This window comes from Methanocella paludicola SANAE, from assembly GCF_000011005.1.
Lineage (GTDB): Archaea > Halobacteriota > Methanocellia > Methanocellales > Methanocellaceae > Methanocella > Methanocella paludicola.
In genome coordinates this window covers 1,152,378-1,171,075 of the sequence record NC_013665.1, presented here as the reverse complement: position 1 = coordinate 1,171,075, position 18,698 = coordinate 1,152,378, and the positions used below count along the sequence as shown (strand labels likewise).

Here is an 18,698-nt window from a genome sequence, read left to right as displayed (position 1 = left end):
AATATATTTATATCTACCCGTAATTTGTTTTAATCTAATGGCCCTCCTGGACGACATAATATCGGTGTTCAACTTTCTAGCGATAATACTAGGCTCCATATTACTTTTATTGCTCATCCTGTCGATCATGATCGTGGTCATCGCCACGCTACTGCTTATCTATACGATCAAGACGGGCAAAGTACTATTCCCTAACCTGCTGGTCCTGGGCATCATGTTCTTCGAGGGACCCATAAAGGCGGTTACCCGGCTGTTCGGGTTCGACGACTCTAACATCGACCGCATCAGCATCGACATGAAGAACAGGGCCATGTGGGCCACGTTCAGCAAGATACCCTTCGAAAAGAGGGCGGTCTTCATCCCCCAGTGCCTGCGCTCGGTCGACTGCCCCGCCAGGCTGTCCCCGGAAGGCATCAAGTGCAAGGACTGCGGGCTGTGCGACATCACAAGGGCGAAGAAAGAGGCCGAGAGGCTCGGCTACATGTTATTCGTGGTGCCCGGCTCCAGCTTCATCGTCCGCATGATCCGGAAATACCGCCCGGAGGGCATCATCGGCGTGGGCTGCCTGTGCGAGGTCAAGGAAGGCCTGGACCTCATGCATAAGAATAAGATACCCGCCGTGGGCGTGGTGCTCGATAAGTCCGGCTGCGTGAGCACGGTGCTCGACTGGGATAAGCTTTTCGAGGTCATGAACGTGTCCGACCCTTCGGTCCAGCCCGTACAGCCAGCGGAACAGCCGGCCTCAAAGGACCAAACCTTTTAATATTCACACAATAATATTCAATTATTAAAAGGTGTCACGATGGTCTTAGGAGTCATACTGGGCGCCGTCTTCGGCGCGGTCTTCGGCTATATCATAGGCTGGCTTCTTGGGTTCTTCCCGAACTTTAGTAATGCGCTCGTCAGCGGCCTGCAGGCGTTCGGCATACCCATAGGCGCAATGGGAGGGCTTGCGCCGTTCCTGGCGGCGGTGGGATTTATCCTTGGATTGCTGGGCGGCATCATCAGTATGCTCGCGAGAAAGCATTGAGCCCCTAAATTTGATTCATCCGCTGTTCCGGGGATAATACATTTTAATCCTTTTCATGTTATGCCGTCGTGGAGTGTCCTTAACCACAGAGGCGCAGAGCGCACGGGAGTTCACGGAGATTTTTTTATAGATGGAGACTCAGAGGCCGCAGAGGACGGGTTTATAATATGCCTGGGGCACAGAGTTTAATGAGGCATAGCTGAAGATAAACCACTCCATACTTGCATTATTCTATTACTCTTAAATTGTTTATTGGTCAACCCTGCCTCTAATAACTCTGTGCCCCGGGTAAGCCAATAAACCGGGCTCTGTGGCCTCTGAGCCTCAAATAATAAAAGAAAAACTCTGTCCGTAGTTCCGAGGTTGTTTTGTTAGGGGTTGTGGTGGTAGAATAAGTTTTAGTATTTAAGGGCGGGGGTGTAAGGGGCTTGTTGGTAAGAATGAAAACTCCTCACAGTCCCCGCGTTTGTAGCGTTAGGCATGTTGATATAAATCTTTTCGCGCGCCGGTTCGCAAGCCTGTTTGATTTTCCCCGAAGCATGGGTTATGCAAGGTGTCTTGTTAACGCGTCCGTGAGAATGAAGAGCCTGGAATCTGTGTATAACAATTACGGGGGGCTCCCTCCGGACAGTTTCTTCCAGTTTTTCAAGTACTCCATGGACGATGTGATACGGGGAGCTGACTGGTTCTTCGAGTGTCAGGCCAAATTGGTGGACCTGCATGGCTGTGCTATTGCCATCGACTTGAACGATGTGGAGCACTGGGGAGTGGAGGACGAGTACGTGCACCCTAAAAAGGGCCTTAACAAGAACACGTACGTCCTCCGGTACGCCGTGGCCTCCCTTGTAGACGAGAGCCGCAAGCTCGCTCTGGCATGTATGCCCGTCACTACGAACGATAAACTCTCGGACATTGTACGAGTCCTCCTTGAAAAGACAATGAGCCATGTCCTGGTTGACGTCGTCCTGTTCGACCGGGGATTCTACAATGCCACCATCCTCAAAACCGTGGATGACTTGGGCATGCAATTCGTGATCCCCCTCAGGAAAAGCATGACATCGGACAATGTCTGGGAGGAATCGAAAAAACGGGGAGAATACAAATTACGGTATACAGTAAAGGGCGAAACAGACCAGGTACGGGCATGGCTATACCTCGAAGAGAAAAAGAAAGAGAAAAAAGAGGATGGTAGAAAAGAAAAGGGCAAAAGAAAGGGACGGAACAAGAGCAAGAAGAAGCGAGAAAGGGAGTACGTGGGAGTGATCAGCAATATGGACGTGTGCCCGGAACTGGTCCAGAATTTCATGGACTGGTACTTCGTAAGGAACAACGTGGAAACAGGTTTTAAAGAGAAGAACCAGTACAAGATACGAACATGCAGCACCGACAAAGCCTACCGATACCTTATCTATTGCATCAGCCTTTACCTGATGAACCTCGTACAGGTCGTAAGAATGGTTAACAACACCTTTTTCAGGAACGACGAGATGAAAAAACTCGTAAAACAATTACTGAGACTTGAAGGATCGCTGATAGGAGAGCACAGGCTCTCAAGAACCCTGATAGTGATTGCTTAGCGACAACCCGATAGCCCAAGCTATCAAAAAACATTGAAAAACCCCCGCTATTCAGCCAATTCTAACAATAACAACCAACAAACCCCACAACAAAACAACCACTTAGATAACAGCCCAAAAAAGACCACATCGGAAGTACGGTCTGTGAAACTCCCGTGCGCTCTGCGCCCCTGTGGTTAAGGACACTCCACGACGGCATAAAGGAAAACAAGTATAGAAATCAGAAGAAAATTATCATCATATAAACGTACAATTGCCTAAAAAATATTCAGTATCTCTTTTAGTTTTTTCATAGCCTCAATATCGGCCGGGCTGCCGCATTTTTTCACGATGGCCTCGTGCTCCTTGATCTTTTTAACGCCCTCGTTGTTCTTGTAGAACCGGAGGCGGGTACCGACTATCGTGGCCTCGATGACAGCAGCGAATGCCCTGCTGAATACGGGCAGCGTGCATTTTGCGGTCTTTGCCGTTACGGGCTCCAGGTTTACGACTTCCCCGACCTGGCATTTAAAGTATGCCCATCCTGCGGCGTCCTTCAGCCTCGGGGGCACCATGCCGTCCTCGAACCGGAAATATTCCGGCGAGAGATCCTGAAAAGCAGAAATGACGTAAATGCGAGGGTCCGTGATGAAATTGGCTACCAGAAAGCCCGTGTCCGAGACATTGCGGAACGTCGTCGTATCGGAAAACATCCGGATAATGTACGTATTGTCTTTTCGGATAATGCCCATGGGAGCAGCATTCGGGATGCCGCTCTTCGAAACAGTGGTGACCACGACCTCGCTGATGCCTTCCCTGAGTATGTCCTCGATGGCAGCGGGCATGGCTCATACCCTCATGCCGTTGAGCAGGGAGATAAATAGCCCTGCTATGATTATGTCCGCCGTAGAGCCGGGGTTGATCTTCTCGACATAGAGCCTGTTCGATAGCTCTTTAAGTGTCATGCGCCGCTCCAGTACGTCGTTTGCCAGGCCCTGCACGTAAATAGCCTTGTTCATGTCGTATTTTTTAGCTACCAGCGTGTCAGGCTCCTCGGCGAGGAGCTCAAGAAATGTAAGGACAGTGGCGTCGTTCATCGTGCCGGTCCGTCGCTTGCCCTGTATCTTTTCCGCCGCGCGGAAGCTAAGGCGGAAACCCTCTACCCACTCACGGGCGACCATGTCGTTCTTCGCAGAGATCTCCATGATGTCGTACATGGTGGTCCCCCGCCTACCAAGCTCGTCCAGGGCGCTGCTGTCGCTGACATCCAGCGATCGTTCATTTGAGTTAAGATCCTTTGACTCTTTCATACGGACATCGACCATGGAGAAAGCACGGTAAAAGTCGACTGCATCCTGGATGGTAGTCTCTTTTACGACCTGGATGGCATTATCTCTTAGCTCGTCGAGAGGCCCGCGCATGGCCGACTTAATAAGAGGGAATAACAGTATGTAGGCGCCAAAGTGCGTGTTGCCGCCGCCCTGCCAGCGCACGCTCTCGCCAGAAGCCTCAAGAATTAAGGATCCGATGCCGCGCGGAGCGCTCTCTCCTACGCCTTCGCGGCAGGCCTTCTCCATGACGGGATACACGCCGATGGCCGAAGCGAGAAAATCCTCGTACTTCGTGCCCACGTAGTCGTGTTCTCTATCGATGTTGCCCGGCTTGGGGGTGCCCGAAACCTCCAGGGCCATGGAGAGCACGGCACACCGTGCGATGAAAGAAGGGGTAAGACGGCCAGCCATAACAGATATTAAGTCACGACTTTTTCCTTATCAATGTTCCTCATGATCTCTTCCGAGAGCTTCTTTTTTAGGGCCGTATATTCTTTATAGTCGAGCTTGTTCTCGGCCATGGAATCCTCCCGCAGATAACAGGACTTGTTGAACTTGCAGCACCAGACCATGCTTCCGAAGCACGTCGTGCTTCCCCGCTCGAGCTTCGTGCCCTCGCCGAATTTGAGCTTGATGCGGGCGAACTTCTCGGGGCTCAGGTTTGCCCGGGCGAGCGCCCCATGCACCGGGCACTCCTTGATGGGGGGACAGCACCACGTTAGCCCCCTCAGGTCGCCGCCGCGGCATATGTGAGACGGGGCGTTGTACCAGCCAGTCTGTTTTTGCTGGTCCTCGATGTACGATACGATGCCTTTGATGAGCTTCGGGTTGGCCATGGCGGCCCTGGCCACCGAGACCATGTCGGAGCCGGCCGAGTACATGGCCTGAGCGGTCTCATAGTTGTTGACTGAGTTGTTACCTATTATAAAGAGAGTTGTAGAATCGCGGAGCTTTTTAATTGCGTTCAAGTTTGTGCCCCTCATGCCCATGGCGTCCACGTGGAGAATGTCAAGGCCCGCCTTTTCGAGAATGCGTGCGAGCTTGACGTCGTCCACGGCGCCGGAGCGCATTTTTAATGAAAGGACGACTCCCGTCTTCTTGATGTCCGATACCAGGCGAGCGAGGGCGATGCGGTCCTTGAGCATGGCCTCGCCCACGTTCAGGGCGGCCATCTCTTCCTGCCTGCAGTGGGCGTTTATCTCGAGTATGGCGCCGTATTTCTTCGCGAGCTCGGCCGCCCTGAGGAACGGCTCCGGTGTCGTGGCCCTCACGTTAATGCCGATAACCACGCCTTTGCCCGTGACTTTCCGGAGCTCAGACTCTATAAACGCAAAAATATCGTCGGAGATAAATTCCTTCCTACCCCGCTTCACCATTTCCCGGGACGCGTTCATCGTGGCCTCGTCAATGCTGTAGCCGCCCAGGATGTAAAGGCCGGCTTCCGGGAAGTTTTTAAAGAACTCGCTATCGGTCGTGCCGGCCATCGAGGCGACGGCTACCGGATTTTTGAAGGTTATGTAACCCGCTTTCAGGTCAAAGAGATCGGACATCGGAACACCAGGTATACCAGATATGTCTAGATTAATGTTCAAAGTTAAAAAAGTAGTTTTTGGTCGAAGGGCCGCCGGCTCATTCGAGCAGGGCAATATTGGCCACTTCACCGATGCGCGATATGACCGGGCTTTCCCAGGAGGGCGCATAGGCGAAGGTGAATTCGGCCTCGTTATGCTCGATGATGAATTGCAGCACGTTCTCCAGCGTGGTGTCCCTCGCTTCGCACTCGAGCTCATCGATGTTCTCGGACTGCCCGATGGGATAGGTTTCGCCAAGTGCATCCGGGTATACGCCAAAGGGCACCTTGACATAAAATACCTGGTCGAAGCCGGCCCTGTCTACGCTCCTGCTGGTCGTGATCAGCGCTTTGCCGGATATCTGAATATTATTGAGAAGACTATTATGCCGGATGACTTCGGGCCTGCGGCATGACTCGGGGCCCAGGTAGAAGAAAGTCGACTTAGTGGCCGGGTCGAATTGCTCGATGTACGGCGAGTAGTCCATCATGCGCTTGAGGCCGGACAGCATCTTCGGGTGGCTACGGCAGCGGCGCTCGACTAACTCCATCAGGTCGCCGTCCACGATACTCTGTTTAATGAGCTTTAGCTCGGCGAACGTCGCATACAGGTTGTGCTCTGCCAGCAGCCTGGTCCGGGTCTTTTCGTCCAGCTCAGCCAGCTCTTTTACCGAATAATTAGAGCATATGGGGCAGCTGCATGGTAAATGCTGGAGCTGGTCAAGATGATATGTGCCATCAACGGTCATGTAGCGGCCGTCTTTTGCATATAGTGCATAGGCTGCCGAATCGAAGAGGTCGCAGCCCAGCGCGACCGCGAGCGCCAGCATCATTGGATGGCCGGCGCCGAAAAGGTGAACGGGCGCCGCGGGGCCCAGGCCCATCTTGCTCCGTACGACAACGTCTACAAGGTCCCTGTACCGGTAAGCCTCCATCAGGGGCACGACCGCCCCCAGTGGATATATGTCGAAATCCATTGCGTATGTACGGCGGGCCGCCTCTTCCCGGAGGTCCGGGTACGTCGAGCCCTGGACGGGCCCGGCGAGCATCATCCTGCCAGAGTATCCACGGGCTGCAGCGAGCCGCTCCAGCGTGATATCCAGCTCCTGCCTTGCCCTTTCATAAGGCACATCAGGCGGCGTGGGAATGTCCAGAGGCACGCCAATATCGGTCCCTATATCCCGCTCGAAAGAGATGATCGACTCGTTCGTGACCTCCACGGAGCCATATACAGATAGCTGAAAGGCTCCGGAGTCGGTCATTATAGGGCCGTCAAAGCCCAGCATGGCATGGAGACCGTCTTTAAGGGCCCTGTCATGCCATTTCTCGCTTTTATAAATAATATATGAGTTCGTAATGAGCATCTGTGCCCCATAGCGTTTCAGCTCTTTGGGCTCGATGAGGCGCAGGTTAGGGTTGATGACGGGCATGACGGTAGGCGTGTCCACGACGCCGTGAGGCGTATATAGCTTCCCCGTACGGCCTAAAAGGTCCTTATTGGTGATCTCGAAAACGTCGGTCATCCGGTTACCACGACGAATATGACAATCATACAGGCACTATAAATCATTTATTCATCGGCTGCGCGGAGCACCACCACGAACTTACTGCCCTTCCTGAAGTCCCCGGGCACCCGGTCTTCTACCCATATCTTACCGCTGAAGCTTTCCACCAGCATCTTTACCAGGAACAGCCCGAGCCCCGTGCCCTTTGCTTTGGTCCTGCCACGGTGGAAGCGGGCGAACAGGCCGGCCTTCAAGTCGTCGGGTATGCCGGGCCCGTTATCCTCGATCGTCACCACATAGTACTTGCCATCCGGCTCAGCCCGGGGCGACAGGCGGATGTCGATGGCGAGGGGGCCTTCCGAATGCTTGATCGAGTTCCCGAGCAGATTAGAGAAAACGTCGGCGAGCAGCACGTTGGCCATGACGGGGTATCGCCGGACGTGGCTGTAATGCGTGTTAATGGTAATGCTCCTCCCGGGGACAAGAGAATATCGGGCTTTCGCTTCATCCAGGATCCGCCCAAGGTCAACGACTTCCATTCGGATGTCGAGGGCCTTCGCCCGCCGGAGCTTGATAACGGTATCAATGAGCCGGGAACTGCTCTCGAACGCCTCGTAGGGCTTCTCGATAAAAGTCCGGTATTGCGGCCCCAGGCTTCCCTCGAGCTCGAGCGCCCGCAGCGCGAGCTCCAGGTAGCCCATGCCGATCTGGTTCATGTTATTGATGTCGTGTCCCATGAGGTCGACATATAGTTCGGCCTGTTCCTTTGCCTCCTGCAGCTCGACCTCGGCCTGCTTGCGCTCCGTGATGTCCTGGCTGATGCCATAGACCCATTTTGCCGTGCCGTCGTGATCCCGCACTACCTTGTCGGCCACGCTGGTGACATACCGGATCGTGCCGTCCGGCATCATGATACGATAATCGATGCTGCCCAGCTTATTATCGTCCCTTGCCGCGTACGCGAACTCCCTGACATTGTCCCGATCGCCCTCAAATATGCGCGAAATGAACCATTCGAGGGTAAGCCGGACTGAGCCGGGCTCATAGCCGAATATCCGGAACCCCTCGTCGGACCAGCTCATCTCGTCGATCCTCGGATTCCATGCCCAGTTACCGACGTGAGCGATCTCCTGGGCCTTCGCAAGAATATACTGGCTCTTACGCAGGGCCTTTTCGATCTCTGTCTGCCGAAGCCGGTACCGAAGTGACACGATGCCGTACGCGATGTCGTCGGCCATCTCTTTTAATAGCGCCACTTCGACCTCGTCAAAGGCGTCCGGGCGCCCGGAATAGATGGTGAGGGCGCCGAAGACGTTACCTTCGGAGATCAAAGGCAGGCCGAGTACCGACGCATAGCCCCGCTTTACCGCTTCCTCCCTCCACGGGGCGAAACTCGGGTCGGTAAGCACATTTCTTATGACGTGTGGGGACTTCGTGCGAATGGACGCCCCGGTCGGGCCGCGTCCTCGCTCGCGGTCGGCCCAGGTAATGCGGACGCTCTCCAGGTACCCGGACTCGTAGCCCTTCTGGGCCACCGGCCTCACGGTCTTCGCTTCATCGTGCTCCACGTAGCCGATCCATGCCATCCTGTACCCGCCCGTCTCGACGATGATCTGGCAAACATTTTCTAAAAGGCTCTTTTCTTCGCCGGCATGTATCACCGCGTCATCACATTTCGAGAGGGCATGAAGCGACCGGTTCGCCCGTTGAAGCTCGTCCTCTGCACGCTTACGCTCGGTGATATCCCTCACGACGGCCACGATGACCTGCCGGCCGTCAAGCTGCAGCCACCGAAGGTTGATCTCGGCGGGGAACGTGGCCCCATTCTTGCGCATATGCAGGGACTCGAACAGGCCGCCCTCGCCGCATTGTTCCCACTGGTCGCGCATCTTTTGCCGCTCTTCTGGGCTGCGCAGCTTGCTGGCGTTCATGGCCCGCAGCTCATTTTTCGAGTAGCCGTATGCCTGGACTGCGGCCTGGTTAGCATCAAGGATAGTGCCGTCCTCGTCCATGAGAAGGATGATGTCCCGTACGCTGTCGAAGATGAGATGATATTTTGCGAACGGGCTATCGGTATGCTTTTGTGCCGTCACTTCCATGCTCCCGGCCGCGCTGGCCATGGCCGCCATAAATATATCTATCCTTATAGCGTTTCCGTATAGCGATTACGGCCCTGCGGGCCCAATATTTAATAATAGTATATATGCCGCCTGGATTATAAAAATGCAGGGCGTAATGCTACGGGCGATAGGCATGGTGGACGAATCGGTAGAAAAGATGTGGAAGGATTATTTGAAGTCAGCAGGAGTATCATCAGCCACGTATACGGCCTGGCAATTCGGCAGGACTCCCGAAGTCGCCGACGAGCTGGCGGCCCTGGTGATCGAAGGCAGAAAACGAGCGACCACGGGATTGGCCTTCGAGTATGAGCTCGAGGGCGAGCCCCTGCCGAAGAAAGGCGACCTCAGCATTGTCCTCGGCGGCGACGGCAGAGCGAGATGCATTATCCGCACCACGTCGGTCCGGATCATGCCCTTCGGGGATGTGCCGGAAGAGTTCGCCTGGAAAGAGGGCGAGGACGACCGCAGCCTGAGGAGCTGGAGAGAGGTCCATGAGCGGGTCTTTACCCTGGATTGCGAGTCCATCGGAAGAAAATTCGGCCCCGACATGCAGGTCGTCTGCGAAGAGTTCGAAGTCGTTTTTCAGTGAGCGGGCTTTGCCTTATTGCGGGGCATGCAGACGATCTCCAGGACGTGGAGGTCGAAGAAGTTGTTGGCGTGCGCCGGTAGTATGACACAGGCCGTATCGACGCCGGGCCATGTGCCGCCCATGGCGATAATTTCCGTCATGCCGTCTACCGGCACCTGGCCTCCGTCGGCCGCCATGATGCTGCACTCGACGGCTACCTTTGTGCCCACACTGACCACGGTCCTCAGCGCTTCGGCGATCGCCTCTACTCGTGACGCTCCCCCGAGGCGCCGGCTTATAGACCGCTCTACGCCCGACAGGGCGTGCGTCTGCTCGATGATGACAGCGCCAAGCTCCTGAAGTTCTTTGATATGCCGTTCTTCAAGTTCCCGGGCGCCGGGTTTCGAGAAGCCGACGTGATGCCCTACGACTACTACCTTCGCACCCGTGCCCTTGAAGGCCCTGGCGGTCTTAACCCCAGTTTCGCCGCTGACGCTGGCCACGACGATGTACTTGATGCCCAGCTCCTTCGCCCTCTTCACTGCCAGCCGTATCGTGTCATCTGTGTTTTGTGGCCCCGCGTTATCAAAATAAGTAATTTCACGAGTTATCATAATGTGAACATTAGACTGTGGATCAATTAAAATTAACCGGCATGGAAGAACATTTTAAATGATGGCGGCCTAATTATCAACTATCGTATGAGGATCATCGGCTACTCTTCAATAGACAGGACTCTTTTAACGGACACGGGCAACATCAGCCTTGCAGACGATATCGGCCTGATCCTTCGAAAGCGCGGCTGCGCGGGACGCTGGGAGGATGACAGGTACATACCCTGCGACAGCGATACTGCCCCGTTCTGCGAGCGCTGCAGCGGCATCCTGCCCGACCCATGCATCATGTGCCGGGGCGAGTGCACGAAGCGGGAGAAGACCTGTACCATGGAGCATTCCGTATACCTTGCCATCTTTTCGCCAGACCTCGTGAAGGTGGGCGTCTCGAAGACGCGGCGCCTCGAAACGCGGCTAATGGAGCAAGGCGCGGACGTGGGATTAGAGATAGCACGCTTCCCCGATGGCGAGCTGGCCCGGAAGCGGGAGCAAGAGCTCGCCGCAACGTACCCGGACCGCGTGACGTTCGAGAATAAGATCGATGGGCTTTCACAGCCCGTGAACAGTGAAACGCTACAGATGGTCTACTCGCGATACGACGCCGGGCGGGTCATGCGATTCGACTACTTCAGGGAGAAGCCCTGGATGAAGCCCATCGTGCTGGAGCCGCACGAAAATGGGGCTATATCGGGGCGGGTACTGGGCGTGAAAGGGCAGGCACTGGTCATCGAGAAGGGCAGCACGCTATACGTTATAAACATGGATGGCCTGATCGGGTATGACGTAGAACAAGGAAAAGGCCCGGTAAATTTACAAACATCACTACTCGAATTCACAAAACAGTGATTCACAAAACAATGTGAACAGTGAACAAAAAGTGAATTAAGTCCGGGCAGGCCGCTGCACAGCCCTTTCCACGGCTTTTTCTTCTATGTTCACAGCGATGACGTGGTATTCACGCTCGACACGGTTACCGCGCCGCTCGAGATAGCCCTCGTTAAAGAGCCTCGTCAGGTAAGTCGACACGGTACTGATCTTGATCTCCTCGCCGTACATGGCATCGTACTTCTCCTTCACATGCACGGTCGTGAACCACTCGCTCTGGAACTCGTACTTGAGGAACATCCTGAGCCGCTCTTTGAGCGTATACTTATGCTTATCGGCCATCAGTTCCGCTAATTTACTCTCCATAGCCTGGGGCTCGCTCACAGGCGCCTCGGGCTGTGAAAGATTCTTCGAGATCGAGCTCAGGGCCTTCTGGATGGCGGCCATGTCGACGCCGTCCGCAGAAACGGTCAACTGGGTGATCTTGCCGCTTTTCTCGTCCACGTTCACTTTTATTTCCATCGGCTTCATCCCCATTTCTTCCGGGCAGGTGCCCGGAAAAACAAAAAGGCAGTCAAGCGGTCCAATCCACCCCAATGCCGTTTACTGCACGCCGCCCGACTGCCTTATTGTTAATGCGTTTTTACGTTTTGCGTTTTTATTTAACCCAATCCAATCCCTACATTGCCGTTTTGAGATGATCTTTAGTCGTCCGCTGCACGAATCCTATCCATCCCCATGTATAGGTGAAATCGTAGCATTGCAGCCCGGATTTGGGCTGCGAGCCTTTGCCGCCTAACGACATAATCTACTAGGACTTCTTAGTATATAAGACTTTTGGAAAATCAGAGGTTTTTTACGGTTCTATATGACTTGAATACACGTTACGACAGTTATACACCTAATATGTACATATTTTTTGGTATTTAATGGTTTGTGTCTGAGTTGCTGAAAGGCCGGAAAATCCAATAACAGACAAATTTATAGTTATTTTTCAAATGAATTCACAAATACGCGTTCACAAAAAGTTGTGAACGAGCCCCTCAATGTAAAATACGCCCGACGTCAATGTTCCTGGCGACCTCATCCTTGATGAGCTTGATCTTTTTCTCGTCGTTGGGATCGATGCGGGCGATCAGCTTATCGATGGCCTCGGATGCGGCGAGAGTGTCTTCCCTTACGGAGATGAGCGGCACGCCAAGCGACCGCGCCCGGTCGACGACCTCCTGCGACGGCAGCAGGCCGCCCGTCAGGATCAGGCAGGCCATAGAGGTGTCCAGGGCAGCGAGCGACACGTCGTTGCGGTCGCCGCCCGTGATCACGGCCTTATTGGGGACACGCTCGAAGTACCGAAGCGCCGAGTCCCGGCTCATAGCGCCGATAATGGTCTTCTCCACCAGGCCATTCAGGTTCTCGTTGCCCGCCAGCACGAGGCCGTTGAGCTCCTCCACGATCTCGTATACATGGAGAGTCCTCAGCGAAGGCGTATACGGCATGGAGCCCAGCACGGGGATGCCTTTGCTCTTCAGGAAGTTCTCGATCCCCACGTCATCACAAAAATTCAATATCACGCCTTTGAGAGGGATGCCGCGATAATCCATATAATGTTTCATCATCGCCAGCCGGTCCAGGGACTCGGGGTCCGCGTTGGATAACAGGATGATATCGGATTTCAGGCGCTCGACGATGTCGAAGCCCGACAGGCCGTACAAGAACCCGGCGGTGATAAGCTCGACACCTTCGACGATCATAAGCTCCTTGTTCTTGCTCACGCGATCGTAAGCCTCCATGACCTGGTCCATGGTGAGCGATGGTATGGACTCCCGGGGGAACGGGCAGAGCTCGGCCGGGCTCGCCTCGAAATCGATGACCGACTGCATCAGGTAAGCGTCTTCCTCCACCAGGTGGCCGTTGACCGTGATCATCTTTTCCTGGAACGGCTTGAAGAACCCGGTGAATACTTTAGAGTTGAGTGCCAGCCCGAGAGTAATGACGGTCTTGCCGCTCCGGGACGTTATGGAGCTTACGAATATCGACTTCACAAGCTTAATGATTGGCGAGCGTCGCATATTAACTTTACCTCGCGGCTAGCCATAATACGGCTATGAGTGATAACAGGGACAGGTATCGAATTCACTGCATATTTAAAGACCATTATGAGCCCAAAAACAATTAATAATACGTATTTAGCCCCTATTTTCTTAAATAGCACCTGAACTGCTGATTTTTGGCGTTTTTTGGGCCTAATGGTTTTATTTTTAGTCCATCAACAGTTCCGTGTTAAGGAGGCGTGGTTTATAGTATGAATGGAAAAATCTTGTTAGCGGCTCTGGCAGCGATCATGATCCTCGCGGCCGCCACTCCCGCAATGGCCCAGTTCGGGGCCTGCGGCGGGGCAGTGTATGGCGCACCGCAGGACTGCGTCGCGACTGTCAGCTGTAATGTCCCGGTAACCCAGATGGTGCCGGTCCCGACGTGTAACACCGTCATGCAGCCGGTCCAGGTCCCGGTCCAGGTCCCGGTCCAGTCGAGCATCACGGTCCCCAGGCAGGTGTGCGTGCCCGAGCAGGTCCCGATACAGGTGCCACAGGTAGTCATGGTCCCGTCGTCGGTCACCGTTCCCCGTGCTGTTACGGTGCCCGAGCAGGTGCCCATAACGACATTTACGACCACATGTGTGACCGAGCAGGTGCCCGTCCAGGTGCCGGGCACGGCATATCAGCCGGTGACCAGCATGGTGCCGCAGGTCTACTCGATGCCCTTAAGCTCCCTGCCGATGGGCGCTAACGCCCCGGGCGGCCTGGCAAAGGCAGCGCCGAACATGCCCATGAATACAGGCCTGGGCAAGGGCATGGGTGCAGGAATGGGTAAAGGCATTTAAACGATCCGATAAATGGCGTGCGGCCCGCCCGTATCGATAACTACACCTTGACTGCCCGGGCGGGCCGCACCGAAAAACGACCAATTAAGCTACGCTAAGCATAATAAGAATGCTCAAAGACTTTTTCAGCTACGAAGTGACTCGAAGCATGCCTGAAGTGTCTCTAAGATAATTTAAAAGGACCGTTTAATATTCTAAGCGAAGCTATATTAGATAGATTAGCCCCCTGCCGTCGGGAGGGGGCCGATCACGGAAAACAAGCTTATTTCACTACGTTCATCTGACAACTGGATACCAGCGCAATGGCCGTATCGCCGGCGTTCTCAAGCGGGAACGCGCGGTCATCGATATTATTGATCATGTCGTGGAGCGAAACTTCCTGGCCCTTATACATACAGGACTTTCGCGTCCCCTTCGGGTATATGTTCGCCAGGTCCGCCTTGGTCTTGATCGGGAACTTCACGTCGGCCGCTCGAAGCTGCTCGACGATATCCACCTTAAGCTTATCCAGCGCCTCGATATCCTGGGGCGACGGCTCCTCGCCCAGCATCGTTGTACTCTTCTCGGTCATATCATCACCACGTTATAAATTATTGTATTTATGCAAAATTATAATATTTTGCCGTTTTCTATGGCCCGAGCGATTATAAAAAGTGTGTTTCGGGGATATATGGCATGAGCCGCTGATTTAATCCATCTGTTCGGGGCTTGCTTTCATGTACTCCCGCAGGACGGTCGTGGCATAGCATCCCCGCGGCAGGAAAAATTTGAAGGTGGCGTTACCATCGCCGGTATTTATCGAAGGCCTGGCGTTCAGCAGTATTTGCCTTCGTAGTCCCGCCGACGCCAGGTCCGGCATGGCGGCGACCGTGAAATCCCCGGCCTTAATGCCTTCCTCGTCGAGTACCCTGCGCTCCTCCTCTCCTGCCCTGCCGGCATCAAGCCCTGAGTCGCTGCCGATGAGCGGTAGCGTCACGTAGGCCCGGTCCCGCTTTATTAAAAATTTGATGTCGGGCAGGTTCCTCTTCGTTACCGTCTCGAGTTTCGACGTATCGGGCTGGCCCTGCGCATCCGTGAAACACACGACATCGCCTTCGAGCGGCTCGTTGAGCGGTAGCCCGTCCAGAAGGCGCCGGCTCAGTAATTTATTGAAGAGATATGACTGGTACGCGTGGATGAAGAGCTTCAGGAGTTTGGGGGACAATGAGCGGAATGCGCCTGCATAGTCGCCGGGACGCTCGATAAGATGGTGCATCATGGTGCGCTCGTAGCGCAGGTTCAGAGGATAGAGGCGTATGCCCTCCTTGAAGTCTCGCGTGCCCATGACCATGTTCCGTACTTTTTTATTTTCTTCGGACTCGCCCGGGAACGACCGGGCGATATAGTCCATGGCGGCCCCTTCGACATCTCCTGTGAGCAGCTTCTTACCTACGAGATGCGTGATGGGACGGACGATGCCGAAGCGCTGATACCCGAAGAAGTTGGGTATGCCGCCTGCCTTTGCCATGTTTGCGTCGATGGCCCTGAGGCGGGCCTCGCATTCGGCTAGCGGCAGAGAGATGTTCCGGACCGTGATGTCGAAGTCGTTGCCGCGGAGGTCTCCAAGCCCGATATCCTTGTTAGCGCGCCCGAGGGGCTCCAGCCTCACTCGAGGCAGATCGATACGGGAAAGCTGCTCTTCGGAGGCGCCCCGGATGCTCATAAGCTGCGTAGTAACGGCACGCTTATCCTTGGTGCCGGCGATGCCGATGCGCTCCTCGCTGATGCCAAGCTGCCGGGAAAGGTCCCGGATAAGGTGGTGAGTCTCCCAGTTCTCCTTGGTGAGCCTCACGATCAAAAAATCGCCGGACGTGCCGTACTTGAAGTCAGAGACTTCCTTAACGCGAAAGTCGCCGGGCTCGACGCGCAGGTCGCCGCCTACGCCGTCCTCATCCGTAAGGTAGGCATCGATGCCCATCAGCCGCTCAAGCTCAAAATGCGTAGGGCGGACCATAATTAAGCGTGATATGCGTCGAACTTATCCTTTTCGCCCGTTTGTCCCGCTGCGCCCGGCTTCTGGAAATTGATCACGGGCATCGGGGCGGCCGGGGGCAAACAGAGGTTCTGGGCAAGCAGCATGGCCAGGGGTATGATGCGGGCCATCATGTTGTTCGATACCTCGTTCTGGATGGCGATGTCCGGCTTTCCCTGCTCCCATTCCTTCAGCGTTATTTCCGCGTTAGCGCCCGCATAGTCGCTGTAGCCTTCGAACCGGATGAAGCCGATGGACGGGTTGATGTAGTTGATGGTGACGCCGTACTCGATGCGCAGCACCTTCTCGGGCGCCATAGGGACCTTGACCGCTGACAGGTTCCGGAGGTTGATGTCGTAATTTACGTTGATGTTCCGGTATTTCGAGAGCTCTTCCAGGGGAACGTGCCTGGCAGACTCGACCTTGTTGATGGCAAATCCTACGATCATTTCGATCCCTTACATTAATTTTAAATGGCCGACGATCTTGTTCAGTATGATGGCATCGGCCGGCCCCATTCCCAGCGCCGTTATCGTGCCGGGAGGCACGGTCGTGAGCCCGGCGTCCTGGATGAGCGCCGTCGGTATGTCCATTTTCCTGGCCTCCTCCTTGTACCTGAAGAGGTCTTCTACCTTATCGACCTTGAGGACGATCTTTTTCATGCCTTCCCTTTTCCATGCTTCCTGTACCGATGGCTTCGCCCACTCGTACGCCGCGAGTGACGCGTGGGCCACCTGTACTGCCATTTTGCCTTTCGGGAGCTTCAAGTCGTCCCTGACGAGTATGCACTGCTTGTATTCGGTCATTCTGATTACCGTATTATATGAGAGCTATTAATTTATGGCTTCCTATATCCATTTTGTCCCGGCATGCTAAAAAGCTGTTGAGTTGAATATTTCTAATTGTTCGCTGTAGCTATCGAAGCCCGCGAAGAGGTGCAAGTCCGCGAAGACTGTTTCGAGCCCAAAGACCGCGAAGCTTGCGCGAAGACCGCGAAGGCGATCGTAAAGAATAAAATATTAACTTTCATTTATACGGCACTTTTTGTCACCGTGTCATTGTTCCCTCCGTGTCCCTGGTGTCCTTGCATTTAAAAAAAATCTCCGTGAACCTTAGTGCCATGGTGTCTCCGTGGTGAGAAACCAAAGGGCTGTGCCAGCATATCCAAAATATGGAGAAAAGCTTAATCTTATTATGTATCTTCGCGGTCTTTGCGCAAGCTTCGCGGTCTTTGGGCTCGAAACAGTCTTCGCGGGCTTATTCCTCTTCGCGGGCTTATAACAAGGGCGCAGCCAAAGAATGATAAACTTTAAATGTTATAGAGAATGCTAAACGTATCACGCTTTAAGGTTGAACGAATATGGAATTCGACGTTGTTGTGGTTGGCGCGGGCCCTGCGGGCTCGATGGCGGCGAAGTATGCGGCGAAGAACGGTGCCAGGACGCTGCTCATCGAGGAGCACGCCATGATAGGGTCCCCGGTCTCCTGCACAGGCCACATCAGCGTGAAGGCGCTCAACGAGTGCGAGCTGCCCGAGGGCAATTTTATTAACAAGCGTATTCGAGGCGCTTTCGTCTATGCGCCCAATTATCATTCTATTCCTATTGACGGTAAGCGCACCATGACCTATGTCGTGGAGCGCAAGATCATGGACCGGGAGATGGCCAAGGCTGCTGCATCCGCGGGCGCCGAGATATGGGTGGATACGGCCGTGCGCTCTGTTAAAAAGGTCAATGGCGGGGTCGTGCTCGAAGCGGTAAGCGAAGGTAAGAGAACGGAGATACCGGCGAAGGTCGTCATCGGGGCCGATGGCGTGAAGAGCATGGTCGCAAAGAGCGCCGGCCTTGGCCGCATACCGCACGTTTGTGCGGGCATCCAGGTGGAGGCGAGCTACGAGCCCCGGGACGACGAGTTCGTGGAGGTATTTCTGGGCCAGAGGTACGTGCCAAAATTTTTCGCCTGGGCGGTGCCCACATCCGGCGATTGCTGCCGGATCGGCCTGAACGCCGACAGTGACGCGCACATGTATCTTGACCGGCTGCTGAAGGAGCACGAGATCGTCTCAAAGAAGGCCCGGGGGACTGTTGATCTAATTATGGGGGGCATACCCGTAGGCACGCTGAAGAGCACGGTGACCGATGGAGTGCTTATCGTCGGCGACGCTGCCGGCCAGGTAAAGCCGGTATCGTACGGCGGCATCTACATGGGCACGAGGTGCGCCAAGATCGCCGGCGAGGTGGCCGCTAAAGCAGCCATCGAGGATAATGTTTGCTCGGCGAGGCTTAAAGAGTATGAGCGCCGCTGGCGCGGCGAGTTCGGCCGGGAGCTGGCGTTCGGGCTGGAGTTCAGGAAAATTTTCGGCCGCATGACGGACGAGGACTTTAACGAGGCCGTGACGGCGCTGGACGACCCCGAGATCCTGGACATGATAACGCAGTATGGCGATATCGACCGCCCGTCCTTGCTGGCCAGACAGTTCTTTAAGCTGTCGACCAAGGAGCGCGTGTGGCGTTTCGTGAAGCTTTTCTCCAGGGTGTTCTTCTAGTTATGGCCTATGACCCTCTGTTCATTGTTTTTCTCGTTATCTTCCTGATCGTAGTATTGCTTGCTATTTTTACATTCTTTACGTACTTGTTCCTGAAGATGGCCGTGAATTTGCGGAGGATACAAAAGAAGTAGGTGACGGC

General features: G+C 54.6%; 20 protein-coding genes. 8 read left to right on the top strand and 12 right to left on the bottom strand.

Going from position 1 to position 18,698, the window contains the following annotated elements; all coding sequences use genetic code 11:
- The first annotated feature begins 37 nt into the window (after positions 1 to 37).
- The 3 genes from MCP_RS06015 to MCP_RS06005 all read left to right on the top strand — a co-directional run bounded on the left by MCP_RS06015 (position 38) and on the right by MCP_RS06005 (position 2,607).
- A complete protein-coding gene (locus MCP_RS06015) occupies positions 38 to 763 on the top strand; it encodes a DUF116 domain-containing protein (RefSeq protein ID WP_012899937.1) in 726 nt (241 codons plus the stop codon).
- 39 nt (positions 764 to 802) lie between these two features.
- Complete coding sequence (locus tag MCP_RS06010) at positions 803 to 1,030, top strand: hypothetical protein (RefSeq protein ID WP_012899936.1); 228 nt, start codon at positions 803 to 805, stop codon at positions 1,028 to 1,030.
- A gap of 578 nt (positions 1,031 to 1,608) precedes the next feature.
- Complete coding sequence (locus MCP_RS06005) at positions 1,609 to 2,607, top strand: transposase (RefSeq protein ID WP_231845044.1); 999 nt, start codon at positions 1,609 to 1,611, stop codon at positions 2,605 to 2,607.
- A gap of 257 nt (positions 2,608 to 2,864) precedes the next feature.
- Here MCP_RS06005 and MCP_RS06000 read toward each other — a convergent pair whose 3' ends face one another.
- The 5 genes from MCP_RS06000 to MCP_RS05980 all read right to left on the bottom strand — a co-directional run bounded on the left by MCP_RS06000 (position 2,865) and on the right by MCP_RS05980 (position 9,121).
- Positions 2,865 to 3,431 (bottom strand): DUF447 domain-containing protein, encoded by a 567-nt coding sequence (locus tag MCP_RS06000; RefSeq protein ID WP_012899934.1) that lies wholly within the window; start codon positions 3,429 to 3,431, stop codon positions 2,865 to 2,867.
- Positions 3,432 to 3,434: 3 nt separating this feature from the next.
- The gene (locus tag MCP_RS05995) at positions 3,435 to 4,328 is read right to left on the bottom strand and encodes a triphosphoribosyl-dephospho-CoA synthase (RefSeq protein WP_012899933.1); all 894 of its coding nucleotides are present in this window, start codon (positions 4,326 to 4,328) and stop codon (positions 3,435 to 3,437) included.
- 8 nt (positions 4,329 to 4,336) lie between these two features.
- Positions 4,337 to 5,467 carry a methanogenesis marker 9 domain-containing protein gene (locus MCP_RS05990; protein WP_012899932.1) on the bottom strand — a complete coding sequence of 377 codons (1,131 nt, stop codon included), beginning with the start codon at positions 5,465 to 5,467 and terminating at the stop codon, positions 4,337 to 4,339.
- Between the two features lie 79 nt (positions 5,468 to 5,546).
- Positions 5,547 to 7,010, bottom strand: a complete 1,464-nt coding sequence (gene tgtA, locus MCP_RS05985; RefSeq protein WP_012899931.1) for a tRNA guanosine(15) transglycosylase TgtA — start codon at positions 7,008 to 7,010, stop codon at positions 5,547 to 5,549.
- A gap of 47 nt (positions 7,011 to 7,057) precedes the next feature.
- Complete coding sequence (locus MCP_RS05980; protein WP_128567061.1) at positions 7,058 to 9,121, bottom strand: GAF domain-containing sensor histidine kinase; 2,064 nt, start codon at positions 9,119 to 9,121, stop codon at positions 7,058 to 7,060.
- Positions 9,122 to 9,215: 94 nt separating this feature from the next.
- Between MCP_RS05980 and MCP_RS05975 the strand changes: the two genes are divergently transcribed.
- On the top strand, positions 9,216 to 9,701 hold the full coding sequence (locus tag MCP_RS05975) for an ASCH domain-containing protein (protein ID WP_158301449.1): 486 nt from the start codon (positions 9,216 to 9,218) through the stop codon (positions 9,699 to 9,701).
- Here the strand turns inward: MCP_RS05975 and MCP_RS05970 are convergent.
- Positions 9,695 to 10,294, bottom strand: a complete 600-nt coding sequence (locus MCP_RS05970; RefSeq protein ID WP_012899928.1) for a pyruvate kinase alpha/beta domain-containing protein — start codon at positions 10,292 to 10,294, stop codon at positions 9,695 to 9,697. The two genes, MCP_RS05975 and MCP_RS05970, sit on opposite strands and share 7 nt — an antisense overlap.
- A gap of 87 nt (positions 10,295 to 10,381) precedes the next feature.
- On the opposite strand from MCP_RS05970, the gene MCP_RS05965 reads away from it, so the two are divergent.
- Positions 10,382 to 11,140, top strand: a complete 759-nt coding sequence (locus MCP_RS05965) for a DUF2797 domain-containing protein (protein ID WP_012899927.1) — start codon at positions 10,382 to 10,384, stop codon at positions 11,138 to 11,140.
- A gap of 36 nt (positions 11,141 to 11,176) precedes the next feature.
- Here MCP_RS05965 and MCP_RS05960 read toward each other — a convergent pair whose 3' ends face one another.
- A complete protein-coding gene (locus MCP_RS05960; RefSeq protein ID WP_012899926.1) occupies positions 11,177 to 11,650 on the bottom strand; it encodes a hypothetical protein in 474 nt (157 codons plus the stop codon).
- 512 nt (positions 11,651 to 12,162) lie between these two features.
- Entirely contained in the window at positions 12,163 to 13,161 is a 999-nt protein-coding gene (locus MCP_RS05955) for a DRTGG domain-containing protein (protein WP_128859961.1), read from the bottom strand.
- Positions 13,162 to 13,421: 260 nt separating this feature from the next.
- Here MCP_RS05955 and MCP_RS05950 point away from each other — a divergent pair, with 260 nt between their 5' ends.
- Positions 13,422 to 14,000 carry a hypothetical protein gene (locus tag MCP_RS05950; RefSeq protein ID WP_012899924.1) on the top strand — a complete coding sequence of 193 codons (579 nt, stop codon included), beginning with the start codon at positions 13,422 to 13,424 and terminating at the stop codon, positions 13,998 to 14,000.
- 262 nt (positions 14,001 to 14,262) lie between these two features.
- Here MCP_RS05950 and MCP_RS05945 read toward each other — a convergent pair whose 3' ends face one another.
- From MCP_RS05945 to pth2, 4 genes are all read right to left on the bottom strand, one after another.
- On the bottom strand, positions 14,263 to 14,571 hold the full coding sequence (locus MCP_RS05945; RefSeq protein ID WP_012899923.1) for an MTH865 family protein: 309 nt from the start codon (positions 14,569 to 14,571) through the stop codon (positions 14,263 to 14,265).
- 117 nt (positions 14,572 to 14,688) lie between these two features.
- A complete protein-coding gene (gene truD / locus MCP_RS05940; protein ID WP_012899922.1) occupies positions 14,689 to 15,993 on the bottom strand; it encodes a tRNA pseudouridine(13) synthase TruD in 1,305 nt (434 codons plus the stop codon).
- A gap of 2 nt (positions 15,994 to 15,995) precedes the next feature.
- On the bottom strand, positions 15,996 to 16,460 hold the full coding sequence (locus tag MCP_RS05935) for a hypothetical protein (RefSeq protein ID WP_012899921.1): 465 nt from the start codon (positions 16,458 to 16,460) through the stop codon (positions 15,996 to 15,998).
- Between the two features lie 9 nt (positions 16,461 to 16,469).
- Positions 16,470 to 16,817, bottom strand: a complete 348-nt coding sequence (pth2, locus tag MCP_RS05930; protein WP_012899920.1) for a peptidyl-tRNA hydrolase Pth2 — start codon at positions 16,815 to 16,817, stop codon at positions 16,470 to 16,472.
- A 554-nt stretch (positions 16,818 to 17,371) separates the two neighbouring features.
- Between pth2 and MCP_RS05925 the strand changes: the two genes are divergently transcribed.
- Positions 17,372 to 18,556: a geranylgeranyl reductase family protein gene (locus MCP_RS05925; protein WP_012899919.1), complete on the top strand. Its 1,185-nt coding sequence runs from the start codon at positions 17,372 to 17,374 to the stop codon at positions 18,554 to 18,556.
- A 2-nt stretch (positions 18,557 to 18,558) separates the two neighbouring features.
- Positions 18,559 to 18,690, top strand: a complete 132-nt coding sequence (locus tag MCP_RS16155) for a hypothetical protein (protein WP_269446006.1) — start codon at positions 18,559 to 18,561, stop codon at positions 18,688 to 18,690.
- Positions 18,691 to 18,698 lie beyond the last annotated feature (8 nt).